We start from the raw sequence: 13736 nt of genomic DNA, 5'->3' as shown, positions 1-13736 counted from the left end.
CAAGTTGTAACGAAACAAAAAGACTTGGCAGTGTGTTTTCCCTTATTTGCGAGTATAAAAATAATAAAAAGGAATTGACTGAAAATATATACCATTTAGAAAAAACTCTATATAATAGGTGTAGGCAGAACACGATCATGAGCTATGGTGATGGTGTTCTACTTTTCTGAGAAATGAATATGGGGGGAGAAACTTTCGATGTCTGTTGATAATGAGATTTTAATGGATAAAGAAAAACAAAATGAACCAAAGGTGAAAGTGGAAAGAAAAGAGGGAGAACCGACTCCAGCTTTCAAAGGTGCTTCTTGGGCAGCGCTGTTAATAGGTGTTGTTGCTTATCTTATCGGTTTGTTTAATGCAACGATGGAATTGAACGAAAAAGGGTATTACTTTGCGGTTTTAATATTTGGACTTTATTCAGCGGTATCCTTACAAAAAGCGGTCAGAGATAAAGATGAGGGTATACCGGTTACCAATATTTATTATGGCATTAGTTGGATTGCACTTATGATATCCATTTTATTAATGGCCATCGGTTTATACAATGCGGGAAGTATTGTTTTAAGCGAAAAGGGTTTTTATGGCATGGCATTTGTCCTTAGTTTATTTGCGGCCATAACAGTTCAAAAAAATATTAGAGATACACAGAGAGCAAGAGAAAGAGATTGAACACGCGGGGACGGTTCTGCCGTATCAAACTAACGAGAAAGCGCCACATCCATAAAAAAATAAGATATCTCTAATGAAAAAGAAGCATTCGTCATTTTATGTCGAATGCTTCTTTTCCTATATATAACGATGCATTGGGATTTGCCTAATCATATGCAAACAAAGTAAAAAATTCTAGTTCGACAAAAAATTATAAATAATTTATAATGTAATAGTTCAATATCATCATGAGCTTAGTACTGCTTTTTTGTCTAAAATTGAAAAAGGCAAACTTATCGAAAGGTAAGGACGCAAAGCTACGAGTCTAATATCCTCTAGGATAATGATAGTCGGGTTGCCAAGAATAATAAACATGCGATTATTCGATGATTTGGCTGTCCTTATCTGTATCTGGGATAGCTTTTTTTATTGCACTCGTTCGAAAAGAATGTGCAAAGGTTAACAAAGAAGTATAGCAGACTATAGAGAAAAAGGAGATGAAAAGATGATAGTCGTAGATAAAAAGAAATACAAAATGGCAATTAATGAAGGCGCGAAGGAAGTTCATGTACAGGTGCATGGATTAATGAGGGAGGAAGATGTAGAAGGTTATATGATAGATTTACAGGATACGATTAATAAAGTAACAAGACAAGAATATACGTTTGTTGTCGATGCGACTCACCAAACACCTGTCCCATCAAAGGTTGTACCGCAGTTGGAGCAAACGATGAAATTTTATTCTAGCTTAGGTTTTAAGGATATCCTTGTAGTAAAACCTTCCTCTAAAATTGCTCAAGTGCAAATTAGGAATGCACTTGAAAGAATAGTGTTCGCAGGTACATTTGTCGATAAAGTACCTTACTCTATGTAAATAGAAAGATAATTTTTCATCTATTATTTGAAAGGAAGATCAACTAGTGCAAACAACACAAGCGTTATATACCTATGAAATTGTTACAAAGGAACAAACAGATTTAATTCAGAAAGCAGCAGAGTGTCTTGCTAGAACATTTATTGGAGTGGATGTTGCTGGGAAATGGGTTCAGGAACCGATGGTAGGTCAATTACATTTAGATTATGATGATTTCTATCAGTTTACCAAGGATTATTTAGACTCTACTGTAGAGCAGGGATATTGCGCAGTCGCTTTGGATGGTAACAATAATGTTGTTGGGGTGCTTGCTGGAGATACAAATGCACCAGAGATTATCGGAGAAGATGTATTTGAAGGTTCTTTTTATGATATGAATGTCATTCTGCATGTTTTGGAAGATGTGGATAAACGTTTCATGGAAGATTATCAAAAACGACACGGAAAAGAAATCCGAGATGGAGAGTTATTGCACCTATTCATGTTAGGAGTAATTGCGGAACATGACCGGCACGAAATTATTCAACAATTAGGAAATAGTTTGATTACAAAAGCAAAAACACAAGGGTTGAAGGCTATTTTAGCGGAAGCGACAAATCCGAAGTCTATACGTGTAATGGAAAAATATCATAATATACAAAAATATATAGATTTAGATGGAAATTATATTGTTCATAAATATCAGGAAAATAGTAAATTGAATGGTATTCCTGAAAATGTAGCGGATGGAACATATATTCTATTAAAAGAGCTTTAAAATAATGATCAATAATTAAAAGGAGTTAGGGGATTTATATATCATGGAAGCTATTTTGCTAGGTATTATTGTTATTTTATTGGTGGTATCAGTCTATTTTGCTTACCGGTATTATTCAATAAAACGTCATCAAATTAATAAAGAGATAATAAATGGAATGAAAGAAGTAGCAGCAGGTAATATCATAAATAAAGTGAATGAAAGAAGTTCTGATCATACTGTATTTAATCAATTAATTGAGTTTTTCAGCCGAGTTAGGGAAACGTTTTTTTCCTTTTCAAAAAATGTCAATGATATAGGAGAAAATCTCGCTGAAACGGGTGAATATGCTTCTGAGAAAGCCGATATTGTAAGAGCGGCAATTGATGAGGTAGGCAGAGGCTTACAGAAACAATTAGTCGCCACAGAAGAAAGCGCCGCATCTATGGAAGAAATGGCACAGGCTATCGAAGATCTATCAGTGAGATCCAATCAAATTTCAGAACAATCGAATACTACCTTAGCATTGACGCAAGATGGAAACGAGAAGCTAAAGAATTCCTTAGAAAAGATGGAGCAATTTAATCAAACGATAAATACAACATCTGATGCAATAAATAAACTCGGAGAAAAATCTCACGAAATCGGCACTATTGTAAAAGTGATTACAGGGATTTCAGAACAAATTAATTTATTAGCATTGAATGCAGCAATAGAAGCTGCCCGTGCGGGGGAACATGGTAAAGGATTTGCGGTTGTTGCGGATGAGGTTCGAAAATTGGCCGAACAATCACGCCAGTCTTCTTCTGAAGTATCAAATATTGTAAAGAATATACAAGAAGAAACGGAAATAGTTGTCGAGTCCATGCAACAGGGAACAGAAGAATTTAAAGAAACAAATTCGACTATTGTCGAGGTTGGAGCCATGTTCGAAAAGATACTATCTACTACAAAGATCATTGCTGAAAATAATGAAAATACTTCCGCAAGTACAGAAGAATTATCTTCTGCTACTCAGCAGATAATGACAGCAATTGTGGAGATAGCTTCTATTTCTCGGGAATCTGTTGAAATGTTTGAGGAACTAATTGAAATTAGTGATGATGAACTACATACAATGGAAAAACTTGTAGAGGAAGCAAAAGATCTTGTAGAGTTAAAAAATGATGTAAACAAATTACTTGTATGGAGTAATGGTGTTGAAACTGCTGAAGCTTAAGTGAGACAAGATGGTGAAAATAAGGTCAGTGCAGCAATATAAAGATTTTCACCTTGCTGGCTGATAAGTATATGTTGCTTCTCAGAGGTTTATCCAACTTGTGGGAAGCTTCTTTTTTATGCGTGGGCATGAACGGATATAAAGTGCAAAAGGAGCAAGTTGTTTTATTTTGAAACAAGCAAATGTGACCACAGAAATTATATTAGGAAAATTTTATCTTTTATCAGGATAATAATAATGGTAAAATAATACTATTAAAAAATGCGTTTACACCAGCAATTTCATATTAGTAACTTTTTCAGGGTAAAAAATCATTAGTATTTTGTTTTATTCCTTCGACAATAGCAAACCCATTGAAAGATGGGGACGCAAAGCTACGGGCCTAAAGGAAGATTTCTATGGCAGCCGGGTTGCCGAAAAGGTTGGATATCTATTTATGGAAGCAATGTTTTGCTTTTTTATGTCCACCTGTGTGGGCTTTTTTTGTCGATTTTTATGAAAAATGAGAAGGAATGGTATTCAAAAGGAAAGGGAATAGAATGTCACAACAAGAACAATGGAAATCAAAAATAGGCTTCGTTTTAGCAGCAGCTGGATCAGCGATAGGTTTGGGAGCAATCTGGAAATTCCCTTATGTCGCGGGAACAGGTGGTGGAGGAGCTTTCCTTTTAATATTTTTAGCTTTTACACTAGTCTTAGGGATGCCCTTATTACTAGGAGAATTTATGATTGGGAGAATGGGTCAAAGTGATCCGATTCAAACATATGGCAAACTTGCATCCAATAAGAAGTGGAACTTTATAGGGAAAATCGGTGTTTTTACATGCTTTGTCCTTCTATCGTTCTATAGTGTCGTAGGTGGCTGGATCATTCTGTACATTATGAAAATTTTGAGCGGCGGGTTAGCTGGGTTGACTCAGAATCAGTATGGGCAGTTATTTGGTGAAATTATTTCTAACCCGTATGCCACCATTGCGGCACAGCTTGTATTTATGATCATCACCCTTCTTGTCGTTGCCCAAGGGGTTCAAAAAGGAATTGAATTAGCAAGTAAAGTCATGATGCCGGCATTACTTCTTTTATTTATTATTTTAGTCATTCGTTCTTTGAGCCTGGATGGGGCAATCGAGGGTGTGAAATTTTTACTAGTACCAGATTTTTCGAAGCTTACATCTGAAAGTATTTTATTTGCCCTGAGACAAGCATTTTTTACACTGTCATTGGGTGTTTCTGTCATGCTTACATATGCTTCTTATTTACCAAAGACGCAAAATCTTCCGCAATCGGCTATTTCTATTATTTTATTAAATATTGTCATTGCTATATTAGCGGGCTTAGCTATTTTCCCAGGAGTTTTTGCCTTTGGACTTAAACCAAACGCAGGGCCGGTCTTAATATTCTCTGTTTTACCGGCAGTATTTGATCATATGCCTTTTGGGATGATTTTCTTTTTGGCCTTTTTACTATTATTCTTATTCGCTGCTTTAACTTCTGCTTTCTCAATGATTGAAATTATAGTGGCGTCTGTTACGAAGAATGATTCGAGGAAGCGCAAGAAAGCCACTTGGGTGATTGGAATTCTTATTTTTATCGTTGGCATCCCAGCCTGTCTTTCTTATGGTGTGCTGGCAGATGTCCAACTCTTTCATAAGACGATCTTTGACTTGATGGATTATGCAGTCAGCAATATTTTGATGCCTTTAGGTGCATTATTCATCGCGATTTTTGTATCCTGGAAAATTTCAAAACAAGATTTGTTTGCCGAATTAAAACAAGGATCGAATATAGGATACGTATTCTTTTCAATCTGTTATTTTCTCTTAAAATATATTGTTCCAATTGCCATCATCGTCGTTTTTTTAGATGCAGCAGGATTATCCGATTGGATTCTACATTTGTTTAAATAAACTACTGCCAGTAAAAACATCAGGGGGGTAAAACAATGAAGGAAATACAAAAATTATTTCCTAGTATGGACGGAAATGACTTTCAAAGAGAGGAATTATTGTCGTACTTTAAGACGATTTTGACAAAAATAGATGAATTAAAGGATCCTAACAAATTAACGCTGGGAGAAATGCCCGAGTACACAGCGGATTACTATAATCGTGTCATTCAAAACGCTGATGTTCCGGTTAGAGGTGTGGCGATGGAGGAAGTGATTCAAAAGCTTCTAAAATTGGTAGAAGGACACCGGTACGTCAATCGAAATTATGTAGCCAATGCGGCGCCGCTTCCGAATATTGCCAGTATCATCGGGAACTTAGTAATGGTGCTGGTCAATGGGAACAATCTTTGGGATGTAGAAGGCCAAGCAGCTGCTACAGCAGAAATCGAAGTAACTAGTATGCTATCCAAACTGATTGGATATGATGAAAGCATCAGTGCAGGATATACAACTTGGGGAGGACAAGGGGCTGTCTTTAACTCTTTACGTCTTGCCATTGCCCGTTACGCGCCGTTCTCTAATCAACATGGTGTACCGCGAAATCTCTATTGCTTCTGTTCCGAGCTATCCCACTACAGTCTGTATAAATCGGTAGAGGCAACTGGGATTGGTGTAGAAAATATGATTCGCGTGAAAGCGAATGCTGATCATTCTATGAATCTAGAAGATTTAAAAGAAAAAATGGAGCATGTTATTGCCAAAGGCGGCGTTCCTCTTTATGTCCTTGCCACAATGGGAACTACGGATACATTTGGGATTGATGACCTTGAGGGAATCAAGAGGATAGCGGAAGAATTGGAACGCACATACGGCATAAATTCTATCTATATCCATGCAGACTCTGCAATGGGGGGCATGTATACTTTCTTTAATGATTACGACTTTGAAAGCAATCCTCTGCGATTGGAAGAAAACGTACTTGAGGTATTGAAATCCTATCAGCAAAAGTTTAAACATATCAAGCTTGCAGATAGTATGGTTTTTGATTTCCATAAGCTTGGACAAACGCCATATACTACGAGTTTATTTTTAATCAAGAACAGAGAGAATCTTAAGTATGTTGATTTAGATGCAGCGGAAACGCCGTATGTTGGAAATCGCGGTTATGGCAGCTATCATACAGGCTACACGCTCGAATGCTCGCGAATGGGAAGTGCTTTGGCAATCTATGCGTCTTTATTAGCATTTGGAATCGAAGGGTATCAAGAACTTCTAGCCAATTATATTCGTGTCAATATTGCATTTAGAGAGACTTTAACGAAAGAAATTTCGAATGTGGTGGTCACAAATGAGGTTTCACCGATTACAACATTCCGTTTTTATCCTGAAGAGACAAAATGGAATGATGAATGGAACGGACATTTAACCTTAGAAGATATAATGGAAATTAATCAATTTAATGACGAGTTTGCAGAGGTAATTGGTGCCGAACGAGATACCGTCTTCTTTGGAAATACAAAAAAGCAGCGTCTCGTGGAAGCAGCAAACTCAAACAAGCGGATAGCCGTCTATGCACATAAATTTTTTGCAATCTCGCCATACACAACAATAGAAGAGGTCGACCGTTACGTTGGATTTCTAAAAGAACACCTAGAATTTTTCCTGAAAACGAGAAGCAGGGAAAATATCATAATAAGATCCTAAGGTGGTCTTCTAGTATAAAAACTTCTCCTCCTTAACGTGGCTCACAACCCTTGAAAAAGTAGGGGATGTGAGCATTTTTTTATGTTATTGTAATGGTAATTTTGGTGAAGTGCTATTTTCAAAGTTGATAAATCTAGTATTCATCATAGAAAAGCGAACCCACTAAATAAAAATCCCCAATTGTTATCAAAATTGATGAAAAATCAAGTATTACTATTTTCTCGTCCTAACAGTATAATCAGGGATGGGAGATGAGATAAATGAATAAAAAAGACATCGCAAAAATCCGAAATCAATTTAAATTAAATAGCCGATATATGAAAATTCGTGAAATATTCAATGTATATGTAAAGAAAGAATCAGGGGAGATTTATCATCAAGTCAGCCAACCGTTTGAAATGTTAGAACAGGAAGCACAAGAATTGTTTTTAACTAACTTTAAAAAGGTTTTGACAGGGGGGCTTGACTCCAAGCTGTTTGAACTGAAATTTCGACGAGATGTGGAAGAGAGCACACAAATGATTCTTTTCAATGGATTACATGCAGCATCCACGGAAGATTGGAAAGAACATATGCTCCAGATAGTAGCGAAAATGTTTGAACATGCAAAGTATGAATTTGATACAGTCGTAACCTTTATCCGCGGAGAATATCAAAAGGCAACAAGGAAGCGGGATATGGAATCCGAAGAAGGTGGGGATGATGAGGTATACTCCAGTGAGTTTGTCCTTTGCAGTCTTAATAAAACGGATCAGCCGAAAAAAGCCTTGCTGTTTGATTATATTGAGAAAGAATTTAAATCCAATAATGCTGTGGATCCCATTATCAATTTAGCAGCTCCATTAGCCGGTTTTCTGTTTCCTGCCTTTAATGATAACGCAGCAGATGTGAATCATATTCTTTATAATGGCGGAAAAGCGAATCAACCAAGTGAGATCTTTATCGTGGATGTCCTCCAATGTGAAGAGATCATTACAGCGGTAGAAGAAAAGGACAGCTTCGATCAAATTTTGAAAATAGTGGTAGGAGATGAAGTGGATTCCAAGGTCATTTCGAATGTTTATGAGGAAATTGATAAAATGGTGCAGGAGAGTCAAGAAAATGAACAAAATGAAGAAAGTGAACCTCCTAAACTGGATTCCAAGGATATCGAACGAATCTTAGAGGCTAGTGGAGTGGAAGATGTAAACTCAGACAAAGTGGAGCATGCATTCAAAAGTGTTGTCTATGATGAAAAATATGAAATCAAAGCAAGCAGTGTCATTCCGAAATCGATTAAAATCGAAACGAAGATTGCCAATGTAACCATTAACCCGAAAGACCTCAAAAATATTAAGTATATTACTTTTAATGGAAAGAAATGCCTATTATTAGAGGTTGATGAAGAAGTGGTAGTCGAAGGATTTAAATTAGAAGAAGCAGAACTCTAGTGAATTTTGCAGGATAGGGACCATGGTATTTAAATCTTATAACGTGCTCCAATTTTAATTTTATTCCAGAAGCAAAATCCTCCATCAAAAAATGGGGGATTTTTTACCTTTAATAAACACGGGGACGTTTCATTTGTTTCCTAAATTTTTTTCAAAAGAAAATGGTATGATTTTTTGAAACGGTAGGACCGTCCCAGTGTTTTTAAAAATGTATTCATGTAACACAAAACAATAATATACTTATAGTAATATGCTATGTCAAAGGGGGAATAGTATGAAGCAGCTCTATATAAAGCAAAAGGTATTCAGTCTAAGTGGAAAATTTACAGTAAAGGATGAGCAGGAGAAGGACGTTTATTACGTGGAGGGGAGTTTTATGAAAATCCCAAAAACTTTCTCCATTTTAAATACTACAAGGGATGAAGTTGCACTCATTACGAAAAAGGTGTTCAGCTTTTTGCCGAAGTTTTTTGTTGAGGTGAATGGTCGAGAAGTGTTAACGATTAAGAAGGAGTTATCTTTCTTTAAAGCACGTTATACGATTGATTCTGCAGGCATTGAAGTACATGGTAATTGGTGGGATATGGATTTTCAGGTTTTCCAGCATGGTGAACTGGTTGGTAAAGTGAGCAAGGAATGGTTTACTTGGGGGGATAGCTACAAGGTGCAAATATTGAATGAAGAGATGGAAGCCATCATGATTGCGCTCGTCGTCGCAATTGATTGTGTGAAGGCTGACGATGCAGCTGCCTCCTCAGCAGCAACGACTTAATGTAGGGACGTCCTATATAAATGCTGAAGGGTTATCTTAGAAACTCAAAATTAAAATAACATCAGAAAAGTAGGGAGGTTACGAATAGATTCCCTGCTTCTTATTATGTGCGTGTTTTCTTATTCAAGAAAACGGTCGAGTTTCCGATACCTTTCTGATGTTTTTATTTATATTCTACTATTCATCAGAGGACGTGATTTTAAAGTTTTTTCATTTGAGATATTTCGAATAGTTAATCATTAAGATTTCAAAAAAAAGATGGACTTTTTACCCATCCTTCTTTATTATTTATTTGCTAGAATATACAGGGAGTTTACTCTTTAATCAACTAAAGTGGAATTGCAGAAAATAATGAGGGTGAAAAAATGGATATTCATACATTAAAAAATTGGATTCTTTCTTTTAATTATATAAGCATAATCATTATTGCAGCTGTTGTAATTGGAATGTTAATATTGCGCTGGATTCTTCTTACAGCTTTCAAGAAGCTTCCCAAACATCATGCTGCGTTTAGAAGCATCGTAAATTGGTTTACTTTTTATGGAACCCTGATCTTTTTGCTCCTATACTTTTCAAAAGCAAAATGGATGTTTGCCAAGATATTCAAATTCGGGAAAGTGGATATAACGCTTTTCCTAATTATTGTAGCGGTTTTAATTATTTCTTTAGCTAGCCGACTTTCCAAAATTTCAACTAATGTTTTATTGCCGGGGATATACAATCGATACCATTTAGATAAAGGTACGAGATATACGTTTGACCGAGTTGTGCATTATTCCATTATGATTATTGCGATTATTGTCAGCTTAACAACTGTGGGGATAAACCTAAGTGCATTAACGATGTTTGCTGGCATCATCAGTGTTGGAATTGGGTTTGGACTGCAAAACATTGCTTCCAACTTTATCTCTGGGGTTATTATCTTGTTTGAACGGCCAATAAAAGTCGGAGATCGCGTTCTTATCGATAACATTATTGGAGACGTTGAGAAAATTAATATGCGGGCGACCATCATTAAAACGGTTAACAATGAACATATTATTGTGCCGAATTCATACTTTTTAGGGGAAAAGGTCGTCAATCGTTCGTTTAGTGATCCAAGAATTCGACTAGCCATTCCATTTAGTGTTGCATATGGAACAGATGTAGAAAAAGTAAGAGACATGCTCATGGAGATTGCAAGAGAGGAAAGTTTAGTTTCACCAGCAGTTTTATTGGATCCGGAACCATCTGTGAGTTTTGTAGGCTTTGGAGATTTCGGCCTTAATTTCGAATTATCGCTAATGATAGCTGATTATAACCAACTTGGGACCATAAAAAGTAATATAAACTTTAGAATAAATAAGCTATTTCTTGAAAAGAAAATAGAATTTCCGCATCAACAGCGGGATTTGTATATAAAAAGTCTTGATAGAGAGGTAGAGAAACAACACATTTTTTAATACACTGGCTACTAAAAGCCTGCCCTGTTCAAAATAGGATAAAAAAATAAAAAAGTATGCTCCTTTATGGTAATGTTTAATGCAAAATCAAACAAACGCTATAACGGGACATACTTTTTCTTATGAGAAAAAGGAAACGCGAGAACGGTCCCTGTGTTTCCAATGGAAAGGAAAAACAAATCAAGTTGAATGGGGTCGACATTAACAGATTAGATACGCAAACAGCGCAAAGAAATCATGTTGAAAGGTAATACCATATGATGTATTTTTAAAGACAAGGGGTATTGATATTTGTTCAGCTTAGAATAAGAGTGTCAGATATACATTTAGAATGAAGCGTGGTACATCTTTATATTTATAATCCCCCAAATCCTCTTAGCAATTGTGCAAACTACACAAATCTTTATATGGGTTGTTAGTATTTGACAATTAAACAAGGGGAAATTTCTTAATCTTGGTGAGTAGAAAGGGAAATCGGAGGTTAGCTTCATGTTAGAAGTTTACTGTCTAAAATTAGATAAGAAAATAAACGAAAATATGTATAATCAAATGTCCTATTATATTAGTAACGATAAAATAGTCCGTATTAATAAAATTAAAAGGCTTAAGGACAGGATTCCACATTTAGTTGGTGATATTCTAGTAAGATATTTAATCCACATAAAGCTGGGAATTCCAAATGATAGAATTGAATTTAAATATAATGAAAATGGAAAACCATCCTTTTTGAATTTCGAAAATTTCCACTTCAATTTATCCCATTCAGGAGAATATGTGGTTTGTGCAATAGACGATTGTGATATAGGCATAGATGTTGAAAAAATAAAAGAGATTGACTTATCGATTGTTAGAGTTGTCTTTACGGATCATGAGATATGGAAATTGGAAAAGGAAGTAATAGAAAACAGGCAAAGATTGTTTTATTCCATTTGGACATTAAAAGAAAGTTTCGTAAAAAAAATTGGAGTAGGTTTAACCTTTCCATTAAAAAAGATTGAAATACAACAGAAAGATCAGCTTACTTTCTTACATAACAATAAAATTCACTATTTTTATCAAACCAATGTAGATCATGAACATATTCTATCGGTTTGCTCTGGGAATCCCATTTCTAATTGTCCTATTAAACACATAGATGTTATGGAATTGTACAATTGGGTTACTAATAATCATATATATTTGGCAAAACAATAAAATCCCCCTTAAATTAACGGGGGATTATTTCTATGTGTCTGCTCGTCGCACCTTATGTTCATTGCCTGCACAAAACCAGTCTATTTAATAGTGAGCATCATGAAAAGTCCCTTGGCTTTTTTCCCTTCTTAATCGTGCTGGACTGATATCACTGAATATGGCAAATACGATTCCAATCGAGACAATCCAACCGGCAACTTGAAATGTATAGTCAAAGGCATCGCTAATATTATTATTGTAAACTTCAGTTATTTTGCTTCTTAAATGTAGAATTTCCTTCTTCTGTATTTCAAAACTCTTCTTAACTTTTGATTTATATTGTTCTGGGGTTTTAGATAATATTTCCCTTTCCTTCACATCAATGGCATCTAAAATTTGATTATTACTCGATTTGCCACTGACATTTCCCGCCTTTACACTTTTGATGACTTCCTGTTTTGCGGCTTCATCAAGTATTCTACTTTTTTCAATAATGGATATGGCCTCCTGTTTTGAAGTATCCATGTTACTTGTTATATTCGAGCTTAAAATGGTGGCTAAAATAGCAATTCCCAAAGCTTGCCCAACCGATCTCATCATATTGACAACTCCAGAGGCGATTCCAATTTTGTCCTCGGGTATTTCACGGATGGAAGAGCCCATAGCAGGTCCCATGACAAGCCCAATGGCTAACCCAGTGATACACAATAAGAGGATAATTCTAGATATAGGTGAATCATATCTTATGGTTCCATATAAATAAGTTGTAACTGTTAAGGCAGACATTCCAATGACCGAAAACCATCGTCCCCCAAGTTTATCTAATAATTTTCCTGAAAAAACAGATGTCACCATTGAACTCAAGGCTAATGTAGATACAATTAAACCAGCCTTCAATTCTGATTGCTCCATCACGGTGGTGAGTAAGAGAGTGATGATAAGTGTTCCACTTGTTAACCCAAGCCCCAATACAAATAAGGTTAAAGAACTAAAAGAAAAGGTTTTCACCTTTAAAATCTTTAAGGGAACCATTGGCTCTGTAACTTTCGACTCAATTAGGATAAATAGAATGCCAAATAATAAGGAAACAGCAAATAAAATTAAAATATAACTAGACGTCCATCCTTTATCCGAGACCTGTGCAAAAGCGAACGTGAGACAGAATAGGAAAACGGATAAGGAAAAGATACCAAGATAATCTATTTTCTTACTTGCCGTTTCGTCATATGATTCTTTTATAAAGTAATAGGATAAAAGAATGGTAACAATCCCGATTGGTATATTTATATAGAATATTGATTGCCAATTAAATTTCTCTGTTAATAAACCTCCTAATACCGGTCCAAGTGTTGCAGCAAAGCCAGCAAAGGCACCCCAAATTCCAATGACTAGTCCCTTTTTTTCTTCCGGAACAATTTCAATGGCTATTGGCATTGTTACTGGTACGATGAATGCAGCTGATAAGCCTTGAATAACCCTAAACAAGATCAACATCTCGATAGAAGTACTTATCCCTGCTAAAAGAGAAGTTATGGTAAAAAGGAGCACTCCGAAAATAAACGCCTTTCTTCTACCAAATTGATCTGCAAGTCTTGAAGCAGTGATTAATAAAACAGCGAAGGCTAAATTATAACCAGTGGTAACCCAGGATACTTCCGTTAATGAGCATGAAAAATAATCTAACATTTCAGGAATTGCAATATTAACAATGGTTGTATCCATTAGAGCAATAAATGTTCCAAGCAATAAAGTAATTAAAGCGATTATTTTATTATTTTTCTTCATTGTTTTCCTCCGTATTTAGAAATATATCTAAAACTATTTAGATGTTAATCTAAAAACATAATAAA

At 35.6% G+C, this 13736-nt stretch carries 11 protein-coding genes and 2 riboswitches; of the genes, 10 read left to right on the top strand and 1 reads right to left on the bottom strand.

Annotated elements, in window-relative coordinates; all coding sequences use genetic code 11:
* Positions 1 to 198 precede the first annotated feature (198 nt).
* From yiaA to NSQ59_RS20180, 10 genes are all read left to right on the top strand, one after another.
* Entirely contained in the window at positions 199 to 669 is a 471-nt protein-coding gene (gene yiaA / locus NSQ59_RS20225) for an inner membrane protein YiaA (protein ID WP_126649382.1), read from the top strand.
* Between the two features lie 255 nt (positions 670 to 924).
* Positions 925 to 1011, top strand: a riboswitch (cyclic di-GMP riboswitch).
* 142 nt (positions 1012 to 1153) lie between these two features.
* The gene (locus NSQ59_RS20220; RefSeq protein WP_340832507.1) at positions 1154 to 1522 is read left to right on the top strand and encodes a hypothetical protein; all 369 of its coding nucleotides are present in this window, start codon (positions 1154 to 1156) and stop codon (positions 1520 to 1522) included.
* Between the two features lie 46 nt (positions 1523 to 1568).
* Entirely contained in the window at positions 1569 to 2279 is a 711-nt protein-coding gene (locus NSQ59_RS20215; RefSeq protein WP_340832505.1) for a hypothetical protein, read from the top strand.
* A 43-nt stretch (positions 2280 to 2322) separates the two neighbouring features.
* A complete protein-coding gene (locus tag NSQ59_RS20210) occupies positions 2323 to 3477 on the top strand; it encodes a methyl-accepting chemotaxis protein (protein ID WP_340832502.1) in 1155 nt (384 codons plus the stop codon).
* Positions 3478 to 3810: 333 nt separating this feature from the next.
* Positions 3811 to 3895, top strand: a riboswitch (cyclic di-GMP riboswitch).
* Positions 3896 to 4016: 121 nt separating this feature from the next.
* Positions 4017 to 5384 (top strand): sodium-dependent transporter, encoded by a 1368-nt coding sequence (locus tag NSQ59_RS20205; RefSeq protein WP_340832500.1) that lies wholly within the window; start codon positions 4017 to 4019, stop codon positions 5382 to 5384.
* 35 nt (positions 5385 to 5419) lie between these two features.
* Entirely contained in the window at positions 5420 to 7069 is a 1650-nt protein-coding gene (locus NSQ59_RS20200) for a pyridoxal phosphate-dependent decarboxylase family protein (protein ID WP_340832498.1), read from the top strand.
* 260 nt (positions 7070 to 7329) lie between these two features.
* Positions 7330 to 8499: a DUF4317 domain-containing protein gene (locus tag NSQ59_RS20195; RefSeq protein WP_055741049.1), complete on the top strand. Its 1170-nt coding sequence runs from the start codon at positions 7330 to 7332 to the stop codon at positions 8497 to 8499.
* Between the two features lie 274 nt (positions 8500 to 8773).
* Positions 8774 to 9271, top strand: a complete 498-nt coding sequence (locus tag NSQ59_RS20190) for an LURP-one-related/scramblase family protein (RefSeq protein WP_340832496.1) — start codon at positions 8774 to 8776, stop codon at positions 9269 to 9271.
* 365 nt (positions 9272 to 9636) lie between these two features.
* Positions 9637 to 10713 carry a mechanosensitive ion channel family protein gene (locus NSQ59_RS20185; protein WP_126649386.1) on the top strand — a complete coding sequence of 359 codons (1077 nt, stop codon included), beginning with the start codon at positions 9637 to 9639 and terminating at the stop codon, positions 10711 to 10713.
* Positions 10714 to 11202: 489 nt separating this feature from the next.
* Complete coding sequence (locus NSQ59_RS20180; protein ID WP_126649387.1) at positions 11203 to 11907, top strand: 4'-phosphopantetheinyl transferase family protein; 705 nt, start codon at positions 11203 to 11205, stop codon at positions 11905 to 11907.
* 84 nt (positions 11908 to 11991) lie between these two features.
* Here the strand turns inward: NSQ59_RS20180 and NSQ59_RS20175 are convergent, their stop codons facing one another.
* Positions 11992 to 13671 carry an MFS transporter gene (locus NSQ59_RS20175; protein ID WP_126649388.1) on the bottom strand — a complete coding sequence of 560 codons (1680 nt, stop codon included), beginning with the start codon at positions 13669 to 13671 and terminating at the stop codon, positions 11992 to 11994.
* Positions 13672 to 13736 lie beyond the last annotated feature (65 nt).

It is taken from the genome of Margalitia sp. FSL K6-0131 (assembly GCF_038008735.1).
In the GTDB taxonomy this organism is placed as follows: Bacteria; Bacillota; Bacilli; order Bacillales; family Bacillaceae_C; genus Margalitia; species Margalitia shackletonii.
This window is presented reverse-complemented; position numbering and strand designations above follow the sequence as displayed.